Source organism: Mycobacterium terramassiliense, assembly GCF_900157385.1.
In the GTDB taxonomy this organism is placed as follows: Bacteria; Actinomycetota; Actinomycetes; order Mycobacteriales; family Mycobacteriaceae; genus Mycobacterium; species Mycobacterium terramassiliense.
Map to the genome: position 1 here is coordinate 1,167,908 of NZ_LT717701.1, position 16,240 is coordinate 1,184,147.

The window sequence follows — 16,240 nt, forward strand, 5'->3', positions numbered from 1 at the left end:
GTGCCAGATGCCCTCGACGGTCCTGCGGCGAATCGCTCGTCCCGCGGCGTCGACATCGGCTGCACGGCCCCCATCGACATCGATGAACACAGCCCGGCCAGCAATGTGAGTGTCGGTCAGCGCTTCGGTCATCGTCAACACCGGGCCACGCAGGCGTCGGTGCCGCCGAATTGCGCCCACTCGTCGCGGGTCCGACTGGCGAAACGCTCAGTGAACAGCGCACGCAACTCATGCCATTGTGTTGCGCCCGCCCGATCGGACACCTCAGCAGACGACAAGCCTAATCCATCGAGAAACGCCGCGTAGAAAGGGTTTTCGATGGCCGCAACCGTCATATGTCCGCGATCGGCGTAGCGGTAGATCGCATACCACGGTGTGACGCCATCGAGGATGTTGCTCTGGCGCCGCTCGGTCCACATGCCCAGGTGTCGAAACAACCAAATAGCGTGGGCTAGCAGGGCTACGCCGTCGAGTATCGCTACGTCGACGACTTGCCCGCGGTAACTCACCATGAGTTCATAGAGCATGCTACTAGAACCCAGGCGACCAGGAACATTGAGCCACCGCTGTAGTCGCCGATCAGGTTCAATGGAATTGTTGGGCTTTCGGCTTCGCCGATGGTTGACAAGACACCGCTGATCGCGAGGTTGTTTCAAGTCATGTCCAGCTGCATGCGCCCAAGGTCCGCTTTGGCCCCATCCTGTCATGCGGCGCATAGACCAGCGCAGGATTGCGACCCAGGCATTCGTCGGGTCCGACGCCCGCCGAGACGTTCAGCCACCCCCGGACGGAATCCCTCGATGAGCACGTCCGAGTGCGCGATGAGGTCGAGCGTCGAAAACTCCTGGGAATCCTTGACATAGAGAGGAATCAGCGCGCGATTCCGAAGTTGGGAGTCAGCGGGATCCCCCGACTGCGTCCCGGCAACCCCCACCACGTTCGCGCCCCCGTCACCAAGAAGGGTTGGGCCGTGCGGCGTCGACTCTATGCCGATGCCGGCCAGCTCAACCACGCGAACACCCGAAAGCGGACCAGAATTCATTGGACCGCGCCGAGAAACGATACGAGCGAGTGAATGACACCTGTATTCGCAGGGGTGTCGACGCCTCTGTCAACGCGAGTTGATTATCGGCCAAGGCGATAGGCATTTTGGCCTCCATCGTGACATTCCGCCGAGTAACACAACCAGGATATAATAGCTCGTACCATGAATCGTGCGCGCCGTCTTGATCCTGAATGCACCTCCGCCCTCGACTGTCGAGACGGTTGCACGCAGGTGTCCCGTGGTTGCCGACTGCCACCACGCCTGTAGCTGGGTTTACCAGCGTTTTAACGGCGACATGTGCACCCAAGTAACGTGCACCGGCCTAGCGCTATCGCCGTGGTCCATGAGCGCCTCATTGCATCGCAATTAGCACTATACAAGATATTATAGTTGATAGTTCAATTCTTCTGTGGGCTTCTTGCTCGCCGGCCGCGCGAGTTACCTTGAATTCCTAGGAGCAACGTGACCATCGACCGTGTGACAGCGTTACGGCGCGAACGGGATGAGCTAGTCGTGACATGCCGAGGGCTCACCGATGCTGAGTGGTTGTCACCCAGTGCTGCGGCTGGGTGGACGATCAAAGATGTTATCGCGCACATCGGTTCGGGTTGTCACGCGCCTTTTTCCCGCGAAATGCTCTTGGTCCGGCGCAGCCAAGATATCGAGCGCACCAACGATATCTTGGTCGACCGACGGCGAGGATGGACTCCTGGACAAGTACTCGGTGAGTATGAACGTTGGAGTAAGGTTTCGGTCCGCATGCTCGCCGCGCAGTCCCGAACACCTCTTGGAAGGCTGCCAGCCAGGCTCGCCGAGCTTGGTACCTTCCCGCTGGCGCTCATGGCCAGCGCACTGACATTCGACCATTATGTGCACCTACGACATGACATCGCACCGGTGATCGGACGACGAATTCAGCCCGCCGATGCCAATCGAGTCGCGGTGGTGATCGAGTGGATGCTGGCCGTGTTGTGCAATCAGTTGCGACTTGCCGAACCGAACTGGTTCGTCCAGCCGATGACGATCAGGCTGGTCGGCCCAGGTGGCGGTTGTTGGGTAGTCCACCCCGGCGGCCGCCTCGAGGTGGGTTCGGTTCCGCCCGCCGTAGCCGAGGTCGTCAGTTCTGCAATCAATTTCCCACATTGGGCCACCACACGCGCGCACTGGCGCGAGCACGATATCTCCATCCTCGGAGACCACGATTACGCAACCCAATTTCTTGACGCGGTTAATGTCATCTGATTCGTGCGACTGCTCGCGTATCGACTCGGAAAATCCCGAGGGCTGCTGGGTTTGGGCTCCAGCGCCAGACGCCAACGCGATACCAACAGACGCGTGCGCACCGCGCTCACCGTTGATCTCGATCCGAAGCAGGCCCACAACGTCAGTGCACGCCCGTTGACTTCGAAAGGGGTTTTTAACGAATGACATCATCAAGACCTCCACGATCAAAAGCCACCTACTCCGGCCTTGTGATGGCCGCCGCCGGGTTAGCGCACTTCGTGCGGCCGAGCCTCTTCGAGAGCATCACCCGGTGGTGCTTTCCGCGGCACACACGATTCCACCTGTATGTCAACGGCGCAATCGAGACCGCACTCGGCGTCGGTACTATTGTGCCGCGGACGCGCCCGCTCGTGCCGGTAGCGCTCGGGGTTTATACCGTTTACCTAGTTGCCGGCGCAATTCGCGTCCATACTAGCCGAGGACGAGGGTAAGGATTTCGATCACTGGGCTGCTGGCCGTCCGTGCACCGCTAGTGCGCCGTGGGACCTGCTGGCCAGGCAGCGTGGACAACCGAGCACGATGCTGGCTGAGGCAGCCCCTGAATCCCTTGATGTTGATGGCGGGCAGGCGATTTCGCGCAGAATTCGCACGCTCACCGGAGTCCGACCGCGAGAGATCTGCAGAACGCCTGCACCAGGGGCGCCGGATGCTGTCCGGGCCGACGCCAGGGATGCTGAAAAACGCCTCCCGCTATTGACCCCGTCGCTATACGTTAGCAACCGCAACCACTCGCATTGAGGCCGCTACGATAGACCGATGACCGCCCAGGCCACCAAAAAAAGCGGGCAGCGACGCGCAAACCGACGCGGAACGTCGACACGTCAGCACGTCCTCGATGTTGCGTTGCGTCTGCTAGCAACAGGCAAGCCAGAAGTCGTGAGCGCCAACATGGTTGTCAAAGAGGCTGCGGTCACTTGGGGGACGGTTCAATATCAATTCGGCGATGTGGATGGGTTGTGGGCGGCGACGTTGGCCCACGTGCTCGAGACGGCGGGACCACAGATCTGGGCGCGGCCGTCTGCAGGGTCGATCGATGAACGCGTCACCGAAGTTATTAATCTCCTGTGGCGCGCATTCGACTCGCCTTATAACGCGGCGGTGTCCAACTTACGCGCGACCCTGGCGAAAGATCGGTCAGAACTTCAACGGGCCTATCCCAAAACCGCTTACGCTCTCGACGCGCTAGATGAAAACTGGGCTCAGCAATTCGCGGAATTTTTCGATGGCGTCATCGTTGATCCTCGTCGCGCCAGACAGATGAGCGCACTGCTGCCTTCGGCTCTGCGAGGGCTTTATCTGGATCACGCCTTCGGTTTACGTTTAAATGTCGACGACGCACTCGAAGGACTACGCCAAGCGATCACCGGCTATATGACTAGCCAGGCGCCCGAGCGCGCTCACCGAAAGAAGTACGCTCACTAACCAGTATCACCGACACACCCGCGCGACTCTCCGCAAGTTTGCGTTGGCGGCCAGGTAAAGGGTGCTTGGTAGTTTGGGCAACACCGACCTGGGGTGCTCACATTGCGCAGGTTGGCTCTTGCGGTTTCCATTAAGGTCTCTATCATAATGTCGAGGACAGGCGGCCTGCGATAGTGCACCGCCTTACTCACAGATACCACCGACGGCGCTACATCGCCGGGAGGGACCTCGACCATGCAGCGTAGCGTTTCGGTTCAGCCGAGGTGGGTTAGTTGACAGACCCGCGCAATGCCGGCTTGCTTGGGGGCGCGTCGGGAATCGACGGGGCAACCGCCCAGGCGTTAACCGCCGGCGAGCGCCAGGTGACCACCGCTGACATCGACGAAGCCGCTGCAGCGCAACGAGCGGGTGAACTCGGGCAAGGCCACGGGTGCCGGCGTAGTCAATGTCACCGACGAGGCGTCGGTCGAAGAGTTGTTCAACGTCGGAGCAACGCAGACGGGAACCATCGAAGTCGCCGTGACCTGCGCGGGCATCAGCGGTCTATCGCTGGTTACCGAGATGAATCTCGGCTTGTTTCGATCAATCGTTTCGTTGGTCGGTTCATTCATCGTCGCGTCGCCAAACATGCTGGCCGCCATCTCACTTCCGGGGAAGTGCTCGTGTTGCTTTCGTCGCTAAATGCGCACCAGCCGGCCGTAGGGATGAGCGCCTACGGCGCGGTGAAGGCCGGTGTGTCGACGCACGCCCAGATCGCGGCCTTGGAGTGGGGCCACGCGGGGTGCGGGTGAATGCGGCGGCTCCGGGACTGGTTCCAACACAGCCGACCGAACCGGGACTGGCGTTTTCCCGGTATCCTCGACGATTTTGTGGCCAGCACCCCGCTTCGGCGCGCCGGCAGCCCCCAAGACGTCGCCGATGCGGTGGTAATTCATCTACTCAACAAAGGCTTCATGGCTGACCGGAGAGGTACTCGAACTCGACCTCAATGGCGGGGCGCACCTGTTGCGCTACCCCGATATCTACCGCCACATGCAGCGCGCGATGACCGGATAACGCCCCTCACGCGGTATCCAACTCCAGAGCAAAAACGGTGGATGATCATTGACATCTCGGTGAAATCGCTGGCCTGTCGGCTCACGTGGTCGCTCCAAGAAACCAAGGGACATAATGCCGCTCGCCCTTAACGACGACCAAATTGAGCTAGCGGACAGCGTCGCAAGGTTTGCTGAGCGTCATCGATGCCTCGCGTCGATACGCGCGGATAACCGCCAGTACAGAAGCGGCCACTGCCCAGAACTGTGGCACGAACTGGTCAGCCTGGGATTGCATGCGGTGCACTTGCCCGAAAACCTGGGCGGTCAAGGCGGCGCGATAACTGATGTCGCTGTGGTGATCGCGGCGACGGGGCAGGCGCTGGTTCCCGGTCCGCTATTGCCGACGGTGTGTGCCAGCGCAACAGTGTTAAGCGCCCACTCCCATCTAGCTACTCACGATGTGTTGCAACGCTTGTCTGCTGGGGCCACCGCCGCGTTGCTCTTGCCGCAGCCGGCGTTGACGTGCTACGTGCGAGATGGGCGGGTACGACTTGATGGCACCGCCGCATCAGTGGTGGGGGCTGCGGCAGCTGATCTGCTGGTCGTCGGCGCCCATGACGGCGATGGCGACGATGCCTGCGACGTGCGCTGGTTTGTCGTGGAACGAAGCAGCAGAGGTGTCGACGTTGACGTCAACGACGGTGTTGACCTTGGCCGCGACCTGGCTACTGTACGCTTTGACGGCACCGACGTCACGGATGCTACGCCCTTGCTTGGCATCGATGCTGGGTATGCCCGGGACCTGCTTGTGGGCTTAATGGCGGTAGAAGCCGCCGGAGTCATCGCCTGGTGCTCGGAGGCCGCTACAGCGTTTGTCAAGTCTCGCAACCAATTTGGGCGTCCTGTTGGTGCTTTTCAAGCTGTTCAGCACCGCGTCGCTCAGCTGCGTATCACCAGCGAGCTGGCCACCGCCTCAGCCTGGGATGCCGTGCGCAGCCTTTCCGACAACGCCGCGCAGCGAACCCACGCCGTCGCCGCGGCCGCAATCGTATCGTTGGGCCGCGCAGTGCACGCCGCGGTGGAATGTCTGTGCTTGCATGGCGCTATCGCGTTCACGTGGGAGCACGACGTTCACCTCTATTGGCGGAGGGCTATTGCGCTAGCCGGGCTCACAGGTCCGGTCGAATCGTGGGAGGCCCGCCTGGGGGCTGTCGCGCTTGGGGGACCGCGGAATTTCACACTCACGCTGCCCGAGACCGATCCGGCATTTCGCGGCTGGGTGGGTGATGTGCTCGATAAGGCCATGGCCCTGCAGAATCCGATGCGCTCACGCATCGGCGATAGCGACGCGGCTGCTATCGGCCCCCGACGTACCCTGCTCGCTGAAGAGGGCCTGGTCGCCCCGGGGTGGCCACGACCGTACGGTCTCGGTGCAACCCCGCTGCAGCAACTGATCGTCACCGAGGAATTTGACCGGCGCGGTTTGGCGCAGCCGACGATGGCTATCGGGCAGTGGGTGTTGCCGGTGGTGCTCAACCATGGCACACCCGAACAGATCGAGGCTGTTGCTGGACCAACGCTGCGCGGGGAGCTGATTTGGTGTCAGCTGTTTAGCGAACCCGAGGCCGGCTCCGACGTGGCCTCGCTGGCCTTGGCGGCGAGTCAGACTGAGGGTGGCTGGATTTTGCGTGGACAAAAGGTCTGGACGACCCAGGCGCATCTGGCCGACATGGGTCTGTGCCTGGCTCGCACTGGCGGTGAGGGATCCAAACACCGCGGCCTGAGCATGTTCTTGATCGATATGCGAAATCCTGAGCTCGAGGTGCGCCCAATCAAACAGGCAAACAGCGAGGCGGAGTTCAACGAGGTCTTCTTCAATGACGTCTTCGTTCCCGATTCCATGCTGTTGGGAGCGCCCGGACAGGGATGGGCGCTGACGCTAGACACCCTTGCGCAGGAGCGGCTATTCATCGGCACCTACCGCGAGACCGGTAACGAAACACGCCTACGTCAGATCATCGCTAACAATCAATACGCGGGATCACGCGACGATGCCGTGCGCACCCTGGGCCGCATCAGCGCCCAGGGGGCCGCGATCGCGGCAATGAATGTGCGCGAGACGCTGCGCCGCCTACAAGGGCTCGCTCCTGGGCCAGCGACCAGCATCGGTAAAGCCGCAGCTTCCATGCTTCACGTCGACGCAGCAGCGGCGGCGCTGAATCTAATCGGTCCCGCCGCGGCGCTCAACGAAACCAGCTGTGAGGCAGTCTTTCATGAACTCGACATCCCGACATGGGTGATCGGCGGCGGCACCCTGGAGATCCAACTCAACACCATCGCGACGTTCGTCCTGGGCCTGCCGCGATCATGACCCAACCTACGCCCCACCTTGACATCGTGGCCCACGGGCTGCACCTGCCCGAATGCCCGCGATGGCACGATGGACGCCTGTGGTTTTCCGACATCCGTGGCCACCTCGTGTGCCGTCTCGACGACGACCGCACCACCATCATCCACCGTTTCCCAGAGGACGAAGAACCAGCCGGTCTTGGCTGGCTTCCCAATGGGGAGCTTCTCGTTGTCGGCATGACCGGGCGCGTCGTCTACCGAGTCGCCGACGAATCAGCGGTTGTTCACGCCGACTTAAAACCGCTTGCCCCGTACCACGTTAACGACATGGTCGTCGTCGCCGACGGCACCGCATTCGTAACACAGACGGGCTTTGATCTCGACGCAGCTCAACCCAATCCGCAACCGACCGCTGTGATCCGCGTCGACCCTGACGGCACCACCCGTACTGCAGCCCGGGAGCTGCTGGTGCCCAACGGGATCGCCGTCAACAGCGCCGAAGACACCCTGGTGGTCGCCGAGTCGGGTGCCGCCCGCTTGAGCGCGTACACCCTGCGTGAGGGCGTATTAGCTGATCGCTCCCTGGAGGCTCTTCCCGCCAGCGCCGACTTCTCGTTCTGTGCACCAGACGGACTCTGTCTTGACGAAAAAGGCGGTCGTTGGGTTGCCGACTCAATCAACAAGCGGATATTTCGCGTCGAGGGCGGCGTCATCACCGATGAGCACCGCCTCGGCCAATTCACCTTGGCGTGCGCCCTTGGCGACGACGATCGCCGCAGTCTTTATGTCTGTGTCACCGACGTTTGGCACAGAACCGATATCCGAGATGAACCAACCGGTCGCATCGTGCGCATACGCGTCGACATTCCGGGAACCGGTCGCCCCTGACGTCACAGCGAGTGAGAGGACCAGACGTGCTTGCTGCCCTAGCATCACAATTGAGACCAGGACACCGCGCGGTGAGTCTACGTACAGGCGACGGCGCGGACACTGCGCCGTATCGGCTCGACGTTTTTTCCACCGACGTTTGCGACGTCGTCCGCTGCGCCGCCGGTTGGCTGTTCGACCAAGCTGCCGGCGGCTGGTATGTCACGGTCATCCTCGTCGACGCTGGCGATCCGCGGCCACTGCACATCCTTGGCCTTGAGGTCCTCGACTTGAGCACCGCATTTACAGCCTCCGATGCGCGCCCACGTGCACAACTGTTGGCCGCCTCAACCGACCTCCTCGAATCCGATCGGGCACTGCGCCGCTACGTGCTTTCGGGAGGCGGACACCGTTCAACGGAAGTTGTGCTGTGGGGCGAGGAACCAGGCGGACTTGAGGATCCTCGCTGCGCGCAGTATCAGCTGAGCACCGCTGCACTTGCGTTCAAACAGCAAGCGCTACTGGCAGCTGATGTCGGGCAGGAGGCGGCATCGGCGACTGAAACCTTCTGCTGCGGCATGGCCTCACGTCGAATTCAACCGCCCTCGACAGCCGCGCGGTGAGTCCGTTGCGCATTTCCGTAGCGCTGCCACCCAGCCAACGCATCGTGTACTACGCCAAGGCCATCCAAGACGCCGGCGCTCACCGTCTGTGGCTATACGATTCGCCGGCGCTTTACGGTGACATCTGGATCGCCTTGGCCCGCGTGGCCGAGGCCACCAGTCTGCCGCTGGGCACCGCGGTGGCCGTGCCCTCCCTTCGGCATCCCCTGGTCACCGCGTCAGCCATCGCCTCCATCGAGGAACTGGCGCCCGGGCGGCTCAACGTGGCCCTGGGTACCGGCTACACCGCACGTCGGGCTATGGGCCACAAACCGATCACGTAGGCGCACCTCGCCACCTTATTCACTCAGATCCGGAATCTGCTGGTGGGCAAGGTGATTGACATCGATGGACGGCGTGCTCAAATGCTGCACGGCCAACATCGGGGCCCGGCACGGCCGATCGCCACACCACTATGGGTGGCGCCGTCGGGCCCGGTCGGTTACCGGACGGCTCGTGAGCTGGAAGCCGACGGTGTCATCCTCGTTGGCATCCCAGAACCACCACACCGTCACTGGCCCGCGGCCGCGTTAATGGTTAATGGCATTGTGCTCGAGCCTGGCGAAGACCACACCAGTGCACGCGTCATCGAAGGGGCCGGCCCATGGTTCGCCGCGATGTATCACGGCGCGTGGGAAGTGAACCCCGAACTGCTCGACCATATGCCCGGCGGTCCGCAGTGGCGCGAGGTCATCACCAGGGTCCCTGATGAGAACCGCCACCTGGCCATCCACAACGGCCACCTCACCGGGCTCGGTCCAGCCGACCGGGCAGGTATCGAAGCGGCCGGGCCAGCCCTGCTTGAGACCGGCTGGACCGGTCCAGCCACATCGATCCACCGTCGATCGACGAGACCCACACAGCTGGTATCACCGAAATCATCTACGCTCCAACCGGACCCGACATTACGCGTGAAGTTCGCGCCTTTCTCGATGGCGCCCGATAAACGCCCCGCTCGCAAAGACAGAGGCAGAATCGTCAAAGTCACGGCAGTCGTGGCCTTCTCACGCGACGCGCACGCCATCTTTGGGAAGCGAGGACAGCCCTTACGGCGGGGTACAGGAGCTGCGCTTCTGAGCGGGGGCCTCGTCATGAATTTTGACATGCCAAACAGCCGCGATAGCACTCGGAGTCACCACTAAGCGGCGACGGCCAGGTCCGAGCATGCTCAACGATCTTGGTTTAGTGATACCGGCGTCAATGCTTGCGTTCTTCGTGTTCGGCCATTGCGCCCAAACCCACTTGGCTGAGACACCGGGCCGGTAAACGGGATACGAAACCGGCCCGGCGTCTAGTCCGCGGCATCAGGCCTGTTTGATGGCCTCGATGTTGAGGGTGATGGCGACTGTGTCACCGACGACGACGCCGCCGGTTTCTATGGGGAGGTCGACGTTGATCCCGAAGTCTTTACGGTTGAGCACAACCGTGGCTTCGAACCCCGCAACCGAGCCTCGGCCCTGTCCCGGGCTGACACCGTTGAACTCCACGCTGAGACTGATTGGCTTGGTCACGCCCTTGAGTGTGAAGTTGCCGTCGAGGACGTAGGCCTGACCTTCGTGCCGTAGCGCCGTTGAGGTAAATGTCGCGGTCGGGTAGCTGTCGACGTCGAAGTACTCCGCTGACCTCAGATGTGCATCACGTTGCTCATTCCCGGTGTGGACCGAGGAAACGTCGATCTCGGCGCTCACCGCTGGCGTGCCGTCGGAACCGATTGTGAGCGATCCACCGAAACGCTCAAAGGTCCCTCGCACCTTGCTCACCACCAGGTGGCGGACCGCGAAGTTGATCGAGGAGTGGATGGGGTCGATCGCCCAGGTACCCACCTCGAGTGCGCTAGCTGCGGTTGTCATTGTGAACCCTTTCCGTCGTGTACAGGACCGGCATCGCGCCGGCCACCAACACTAAGCGGACTAGGGTCCGTTTTATTCCTGCGGCAGCCCCGAACGTTAGGCGCGGTCCGGTAGCGCACCCCGGTTAAGACGACCCCCGTCACCCACTCGCGAAGCCGCATGGCGGCTGATGGATCTCGGCACTCCCCGGTTCGGGCAACAGCGCCGTTGCGGGCGACCGCCGCCGCTGCCCGACGATCGGCATAGCGCGCAGCTGGGTTCGATCGCGGGTAACCCGGCGGCCCTGGCGATATTCGGCAGCGATCTAGGTGGCAGAAACGGGCGCTGAGCCTGATCGGTGGGAATCGATATAAGCGGCGATAACCTCAACCAGCATTGAGCGGTCGCGGGCGGTATTCACGGGCTGGGCCATGATCAGCTGTGTAACCACCATTCCTCGAATGTTAGAGAGTAGGACTTCACCCAAAGCGGCACTTCGGTCGACATCCAGGTCGGCGTCGATGGCTCTGGCTAGTTCAGAAAAGGTCTTTGCCAGCCGTTCCAAATGTTCCGGGACGGCGGCACCCCGGGTCGCGCGGGTACCGATGAGGATCTCGATCGCGGCCCGCGAGGCGGAGCTCGACATCGCCTTCCACGCGGCGCCGACTAGTTGCTCCACCCGCTGACGGCTATCGACCGGGGCCGCAGGCGCCGGCAACCCACGCAGCGCCCGTAGCAACTCACCGAAACCGAGGTCCACGACCGCCATCAGCAATCCGTCGCGGTCGCCGAAGTGGTATTGGATGACCCCCCAGGTCATCCCGGCCCGCTCGGCGATGTGTTTTGCGCTGGCGGCGGCGATCCCTTCTTCGAGCACACAGCGCACCGTTTCCTCGATGGCCAGGGCACGGGTGCGTTCCGCGCGGGCCTGGTTGCCGTGCGCGGGGCGACGCGGAGCAATTCGGGGAGCCATGCGGTCAAGGGGACCACACCGGTAGGCCGTCCGCGAGGATATTGACACGAAAAGATTGAGGGCTTTATGGTTCTGCAGTGTGGTTGACGCCGCGGCGTCCGCCGGCTTCCGCAACGACGCGAAGGAGCGCTCCTATGGGCGACCCGTTGGCAAACAACAAGCGCTACAAGGTGATCCTGTGGGCCACCGGGACCATCGGACGGTTCGCCATCCGCACCATCCTGAACCGGCCCAACCTGGAACTGGCCGGTGTGTGGGTGCACTCCGAATCCAAGGATGGTCAGGATGCGGGCACACTGGCCGGTCTTGACCCTGTCGGGATCACCGCCACGCGCGATGCGGACGCGCTGCTGGCTTCGGACGCCGACTGCGTCATGTACGTCGGACCGGGCCCCTCTCGTCCGAAGGAAGCCCGCGAGGATTTCTGTCGCATCCTGCGGGCGGGCAAAAACCTTGTCACCACATCGATTCCGGGTCTTGTTTACGAGCGCGGTTCGCTTTCGCCTCGCTACACGGGCCCGCTGCGCGAGGCGGCGTTGGCCGGAGGCAGCTCGTTGTTCTCCTCGGGAATCGAGCCCGGATTCGGTTGCGACCTACTGCCGATCGCGCTCACGTCGATGTCGCACACCGTGTACTCGATCCGCGGCCTGGAGATCACCAACTACTCGGAGTATCCGGTTGCGTTCGACGTGCGCGACATGTTCGGGTTCGGAATGCCACTGGAGTACCAAGGGGGGCTTCGTATCCCAGGCACGCTGCGAGTCGGCTGGGGCGCGGCGGTGACGATGGTCGCTGACGCCATGGGTGTCAAGCTCGACGAGATCGGCGAGTCGTGCGAGTTCCAGCCGGCGACGCGCCGCATTGAAGCCGCGTCCGGGGTCGTCGAGGAGGGCACCGTCGGCGCAGTGTGGACGCGCTGTATCGGGGTGGTCGACGGCGTCGAGGCCATCACGATCGAGCACATCGACAGGATGGCCGACGACTTCGCGCCGGACTGGCCCAAGGGACGTGATGGCGGCACCGACGGGATCTGGCGGGTCATCATCGACGGCGAGCCGAGCTTCGACGCCGAATTCCAGGTCGGTTACCGCCCCGAGGAGAACACCAACGACCAGGGGTTGCTGGCCACCGGGATGCGGGCGCTCAACGCGATCCCGTGGGTCTGCGAGGCCGAGCCGGGAATCGTCGATGCCCTGCACCTGCCTTTGACGCCGGCGGTGGGGGGAATGCGGCCCCACCGCGACGGAATCCCTGCCTTCTAGTTGCCTACTGGGCGAAAGAGAGGACACACGCCAATGGGTTCGCTGGACGGCAAGATTGCGATCGTCACCGGCACCAGCCGCGGTATCGGCGTCGGTATCGCGCACGAGTTGCTGGATGCCGGGGCCACCGTCATCGGCTGCGCCCGCAAGCCCCTCGACGCCATTCCGGGGCTCGACGGACACCCAGACTGGGCGCAGCGGTCGGCCCAACTGGTATGTGACCAAGGGGATTACCACGCAATCAACGCGTTCGTACAACAGGTGGTCGACACCCACGGTCGCATCGACATCCTGGTCAACAACGCCGGCGGCACGGTTCCGGCGCCGCATGCCGAAGACATCCCCGAACTGGTACAAAAGATCCAGGGGACACCGCGCAGTGACGACGACTACGAGCGCAGCGTACTGTTCCATGCGTTTGCCGTCTAGATGAACCTGATCAGCCCGCTGTGGTTTGCCATCCGCGTCTACCGTCAGATGCGGCTACACGACGGGACTGGCTGCATCATCAACATCTCCAGCGGCGCGTCACACCCGGCCGGCTCGCCGACACTGGTGTCGTATGGCGCCGCCAAGTCTGGACTCAACCAGATGACCCGGTCGCTGGCCGAGGAGTGGGGTCCGCATGCCCGGGTGAATGCACTCGCCCTGGGCCCGCACATCACTGACAATTTCCGAGCGTTCGTGCTGCCCAAGGACGACCCCGCCGGCACTGAGTACTTCGCGAAGATCCCGCTGGGCCGTGGGGGTGAACCACAGGAGGTCGGGCGTGCGTGTGTGTTCCTCGCTGGCGGCGGTGCCGACTACATCAACGGCACCACGATCGAGATCGACGGCGGCATGATGCCCGGTGTGCTCTACGAAGCTGGTCTGAAGACCATCACGGATCTCTCGTAAGGGATAGTTCCGATGCAGCGCAAAGTGATTCAGTTTTCCACGGGTAATGTCGGCGAGCATGCCCTGCGTGCGCTGATCGGTAGGCCGGATCTCGAGCTGGTCGGATTGCACGCCCACGGGGCCGACAAGATCGGTCGCGACGCCGCCGACCTGTGCGGGCTGAGCGACCCGACCGGTGTGATAGCCACGGACGATCTCGACGCGCTACTGGAGCTCGGTGCCGACTGCGTCGTCTACACGTCACAAGCAGAAACACGTCCCAAAGAAGCGGTCAATGAGCTTGCCCGATTCCTGCGTTCGGGTGTCAATGTTGTTGGCACGTCGCTGGTGTGGATGGTCGCCCCGCAGTATGCCGACGCCTGGTTGCGCGATCCTCTGGAACAGGCGTGCAGGAGCGGCGACTCCACTCTTTACATCAACGGCATCGACCCCGGCTTCTCTGGAGATACGCTCGTGCATGCGGCACTGAGCCTGTCCACGCGGGCCTCGACGGTGACCGTGCAGGAGATCTTCGACTACGGCAGCTACGACGACGCCGAATTCACCGGTGCCAGTTTCGGTTTCGGTACTGCGCCCGACCACACGCCGATCATGTTCGCGCCGGGTGTGCTGACCTCCCTGTGGGGTGGACAGGTGCGTACCCTTGCCGACAACCTGGGTATCGAACTCGACGAAGTGCGGGAGCGGCACGAGAAGTGGGTCACCCCACGACCTATCGACTGCACGATGATGGCAGTCGATAGCGGTCGGGTCGCGGCTGTGCGATTCGGCGTCGAAGGCATTACCCGTGGAAAGATCGTAATCACCATGGAGCACATCAACCGCCTCACCGACGCCGCGGCGCCGGATTGGCCCTACCCGCCCGAACGGCGGCCCGGGGTGCATCGAGTCGTCGTCGATGGGGACCCGGGCGTCGAGATCAATACCCACGTTGGGCTTGGCATAGATCACAACCAGGGCGGTGTCATCGCCACGGCGGCGCGGGCGGTCAACGCCATCGATGTGGCCTGCCGGGCACCGGCGGGAATCCTGGCCGCACATGATCTACGCCCGGCCGATCACCTGCACGGCACCATGTGGTGACCGCTATTTCACGGTAAGTCGGTCGCCAACAACGTCAGCGGCAGCCCCAGTATCGTCATCTCGGATTCGTCGAGCTCGAAACCGTCACCGTCGCGGTGCTGCCGGAAGCGGGTGACCGCGCCGTACCAGGCGGCCACCTGCTCGGCGGCGGCCATGTCGCCGACGCGGACCGCAACTGAGAAGACACCGTCACCATGGTTGGTGAGGAATTCGGCCACCGCACTAGAGCGTCCCGCATCGCTATCCAGCGGGCTGACCAATTCCACACCGCCCGTCCAATCCAGCGTCACCTGTAAACCCAGCTCCTCCAATTCGAAAGTGCCGAAGGTGAATCCGAGATCGGAAAAGAACGCCGTGGCCGAATCGAGGCGCTCCGCGGCGACCGCGTAGACGATATGATGCATCCGAGGCAACTGACTCATATCGACCCCTTCCCAAATGCCTTGACCACCGCGGGCTTCAGCGCGCCGGAAGGACGTCCCGAAGTAGTGAAATAGTGTGGCCTCAATCTGGCGCAATTGATGGTGCTCGCGTGCGGCAGCGTTCATCTGTCTAGCCAGCAGACGACATACTGTTTCATAGTTTAGGCTATGACGCTGCGTGCGGAGGGTTGTCGACGGAGACAGCTCTTTGACGGCACGCCCTGTTGGTGAACATGCACCGATTTCTCATGATTCGGTTAGGCGCTTTCATCCTCGGGGTCGCAGTCTTGATTTGTGTCGCGTCATCGCAAGAAGCGCGGTCATATCGGGGGCGTGGTCACAGCCGCCGGTCTGGTATTGGCCTTCACCATGGCCTTCGATGGTCGGCAGCGACATGCGAGCCATCGGTCAATCCGGGTCCACTGTCTGTGTGGGATTACTGCTCGACACGCTGATAGTTCGCACACTGCTCGGGCGCTGGGTTCTGGTGGCCGCAAATTGTCCGCTCTCGCGGCACCAGCAACATGCAGCAAACGCGCTTTGCCGCAAGGATTTGCCGTCACCGGCATCTACGGCTGATATGACAGCACTGCTGTCAATGGTTTTCGTTTGCTCGCTGCCTGGCGGTGCCGCGGTGGATGCAGGTCTGCGACGGTGGTGTCAGACTGACATGCGCGGGGATGGATACCGCAACACGATGGTTCGGGCGTGATGCCACGATCAGTTCGAATGGTGTTGTGGCGCGGGGCTACAATCGCCTCACCCCGGTTGATTGAGCCACGCGGATGAGAGTTCGTGCGGCTCACGATGGGGCGGTAAGGATCAACATGATCATGGTGACGAGGAAGCTGCGTAGCCCGTAGCGACTGTGTAGAAGTTGATTTCGGCAGATCTGCCCGGCTGGCGGTATGGGTTGCGCTGCGGTCTGTCGCGAGCTGAGCTCCTGGGGCGACGTATCACCGCTGGCTCAAAAGCCTCGAAGGTGAACTGCCACGCAGCGGCTGGGGGCTTGACGGCCGGAGTCGACATTTGTGACGAGGAGTTCAACACGATCGCGGCACCACACGCGTTCTCTCCTAACTTGCGGCTGATTCCTGAAGGCGAATAC

At 62.5% G+C, this 16,240-nt stretch carries 15 protein-coding genes and 2 pseudogenes; 11 read left to right on the forward strand and 6 right to left on the reverse strand.

From position 1 onward, the window contains the following. Positions 1-134: 134 nt before the first annotated feature. Together MTAB308_RS30330 and MTAB308_RS30625 are read right to left on the reverse strand one after the other, a co-directional pair. Positions 135-716, reverse strand: a complete 582-nt coding sequence (locus MTAB308_RS30330; protein ID WP_077101556.1) for a CoA transferase — start codon at positions 714-716, stop codon at positions 135-137. Next, the gene (locus tag MTAB308_RS30625) at positions 704-1,042 is read right to left on the reverse strand and encodes a CoA transferase (protein WP_108637365.1); all 339 of its coding nucleotides are present in this window, start codon (positions 1,040-1,042) and stop codon (positions 704-706) included. Before MTAB308_RS30625 ends, MTAB308_RS30330 begins: the two co-directional genes overlap by 13 nt. A 465-nt stretch (positions 1,043-1,507) precedes the next feature. Between MTAB308_RS30625 and MTAB308_RS20305 the strand changes: the two genes are divergently transcribed. Together MTAB308_RS20305 and MTAB308_RS29015 are read left to right on the forward strand one after the other, a co-directional pair. After that, positions 1,508-2,287: a maleylpyruvate isomerase N-terminal domain-containing protein gene (locus MTAB308_RS20305; RefSeq protein WP_083746599.1), complete on the forward strand. Its 780-nt coding sequence runs from the start codon at positions 1,508-1,510 to the stop codon at positions 2,285-2,287. A 798-nt stretch (positions 2,288-3,085) separates the two neighbouring features. Further along, entirely contained in the window at positions 3,086-3,751 is a 666-nt protein-coding gene (locus MTAB308_RS29015; protein WP_077101564.1) for a TetR/AcrR family transcriptional regulator, read from the forward strand. 341 nt (positions 3,752-4,092) lie between these two features. Here MTAB308_RS29015 and MTAB308_RS30480 read toward each other — a convergent pair whose 3' ends face one another. Continuing rightward, positions 4,093-4,392, reverse strand: coding sequence for a hypothetical protein (locus MTAB308_RS30480; RefSeq protein ID WP_157900984.1), 300 nt, complete (start codon positions 4,390-4,392; stop codon positions 4,093-4,095). Positions 4,393-4,921: 529 nt separating this feature from the next. Between MTAB308_RS30480 and MTAB308_RS20320 the strand changes: the two genes are divergently transcribed. From MTAB308_RS20320 to MTAB308_RS29030, 5 genes are all read left to right on the forward strand, one after another. After that, positions 4,922-7,159: an acyl-CoA dehydrogenase family protein gene (locus MTAB308_RS20320; protein WP_077101566.1), complete on the forward strand. Its 2,238-nt coding sequence runs from the start codon at positions 4,922-4,924 to the stop codon at positions 7,157-7,159. Between the two features lie 26 nt (positions 7,160-7,185). Next, positions 7,186-8,025: an SMP-30/gluconolactonase/LRE family protein gene (locus MTAB308_RS20325; protein WP_157900985.1), complete on the forward strand. Its 840-nt coding sequence runs from the start codon at positions 7,186-7,188 to the stop codon at positions 8,023-8,025. Between the two features lie 71 nt (positions 8,026-8,096). Then, complete coding sequence (locus MTAB308_RS29025; protein WP_077101570.1) at positions 8,097-8,627, forward strand: hypothetical protein; 531 nt, start codon at positions 8,097-8,099, stop codon at positions 8,625-8,627. A 5-nt stretch (positions 8,628-8,632) separates the two neighbouring features. After that, positions 8,633-8,950 carry an LLM class flavin-dependent oxidoreductase gene (locus tag MTAB308_RS20330; RefSeq protein ID WP_157900986.1) on the forward strand — a complete coding sequence of 106 codons (318 nt, stop codon included), beginning with the start codon at positions 8,633-8,635 and terminating at the stop codon, positions 8,948-8,950. Positions 8,951-8,992: 42 nt separating this feature from the next. Next, on the forward strand, positions 8,993-9,808 hold the full coding sequence (locus MTAB308_RS29030; protein WP_157900987.1) for a hypothetical protein: 816 nt from the start codon (positions 8,993-8,995) through the stop codon (positions 9,806-9,808). Positions 9,809-9,970: 162 nt separating this feature from the next. Here MTAB308_RS29030 and MTAB308_RS20340 read toward each other — a convergent pair whose 3' ends face one another. Next, complete coding sequence (locus MTAB308_RS20340; protein ID WP_077101576.1) at positions 9,971-10,516, reverse strand: YceI family protein; 546 nt, start codon at positions 10,514-10,516, stop codon at positions 9,971-9,973. Positions 10,517-10,820: 304 nt separating this feature from the next. Continuing rightward, entirely contained in the window at positions 10,821-11,468 is a 648-nt protein-coding gene (locus MTAB308_RS20345) for a TetR/AcrR family transcriptional regulator (RefSeq protein ID WP_077101578.1), read from the reverse strand. A 134-nt stretch (positions 11,469-11,602) separates the two neighbouring features. Here MTAB308_RS20345 and MTAB308_RS20350 point away from each other — a divergent pair, with 134 nt between their 5' ends. The 3 genes and pseudogenes from MTAB308_RS20350 to MTAB308_RS20360 all read left to right on the forward strand — a co-directional run bounded on the left by MTAB308_RS20350 (position 11,603) and on the right by MTAB308_RS20360 (position 14,710). Beyond that, the gene (locus tag MTAB308_RS20350; protein ID WP_077101580.1) at positions 11,603-12,730 is read left to right on the forward strand and encodes an NAD(P)H-dependent amine dehydrogenase family protein; all 1,128 of its coding nucleotides are present in this window, start codon (positions 11,603-11,605) and stop codon (positions 12,728-12,730) included. 33 nt (positions 12,731-12,763) lie between these two features. Then, positions 12,764-13,627 (forward strand): annotated as a pseudogene (locus MTAB308_RS20355) (SDR family NAD(P)-dependent oxidoreductase). 12 nt (positions 13,628-13,639) lie between these two features. Beyond that, entirely contained in the window at positions 13,640-14,710 is a 1,071-nt protein-coding gene (locus MTAB308_RS20360; RefSeq protein ID WP_077101582.1) for an NAD(P)H-dependent amine dehydrogenase family protein, read from the forward strand. 8 nt (positions 14,711-14,718) lie between these two features. On the opposite strand, the gene MTAB308_RS20365 is transcribed toward MTAB308_RS20360, so the two are convergent. Continuing rightward, positions 14,719-15,258, reverse strand: a complete 540-nt coding sequence (locus MTAB308_RS20365; RefSeq protein WP_342744161.1) for a VOC family protein — start codon at positions 15,256-15,258, stop codon at positions 14,719-14,721. A 201-nt stretch (positions 15,259-15,459) separates the two neighbouring features. On the opposite strand from MTAB308_RS20365, the pseudogene MTAB308_RS29920 reads away from it, so the two are divergent. Then, positions 15,460-15,716, forward strand: a pseudogene (locus MTAB308_RS29920) (MMPL family transporter); the annotation flags it as partial. Between the last annotated feature and the right edge of the window lie 524 nt (positions 15,717-16,240).

What these genes read in the sequence shown, in the direction of transcription:
- MTAB308_RS30330 (WP_077101556.1), bottom strand. Translation starts at nt 716, where the DNA reads ATGCGCCGCATGACAGGATGGGGCCAAAGCGGACCTTGGGCGCATGCA.
- MTAB308_RS30625 (WP_108637365.1), bottom strand. Translation starts at nt 1,042, where the DNA reads ATGAATTCTGGTCCGCTTTCGGGTGTTCGCGTGGTTGAGCTGGCCGGC.
- MTAB308_RS29015 (WP_077101564.1), top strand. Translation starts at nt 3,086, where the DNA reads ATGACCGCCCAGGCCACCAAAAAAAGCGGGCAGCGACGCGCAAACCGA.
- MTAB308_RS30480 (WP_157900984.1), bottom strand. Translation starts at nt 4,392, where the DNA reads ATGGCGGCCAGCATGTTTGGCGACGCGACGATGAATGAACCGACCAAC.
- MTAB308_RS20320 (WP_077101566.1), top strand. Translation starts at nt 4,922, where the DNA reads ATGCCGCTCGCCCTTAACGACGACCAAATTGAGCTAGCGGACAGCGTC.
- MTAB308_RS20340 (WP_077101576.1), bottom strand. Translation starts at nt 10,516, where the DNA reads ATGACAACCGCAGCTAGCGCACTCGAGGTGGGTACCTGGGCGATCGAC.
- MTAB308_RS20345 (WP_077101578.1), bottom strand. Translation starts at nt 11,468, where the DNA reads ATGGCTCCCCGAATTGCTCCGCGTCGCCCCGCGCACGGCAACCAGGCC.
- MTAB308_RS20350 (WP_077101580.1), top strand. Translation starts at nt 11,603, where the DNA reads ATGGGCGACCCGTTGGCAAACAACAAGCGCTACAAGGTGATCCTGTGG.
- MTAB308_RS20360 (WP_077101582.1), top strand. Translation starts at nt 13,640, where the DNA reads ATGCAGCGCAAAGTGATTCAGTTTTCCACGGGTAATGTCGGCGAGCAT.
- MTAB308_RS20365 (WP_342744161.1), bottom strand. Translation starts at nt 15,258, where the DNA reads ATGAACGCTGCCGCACGCGAGCACCATCAATTGCGCCAGATTGAGGCC.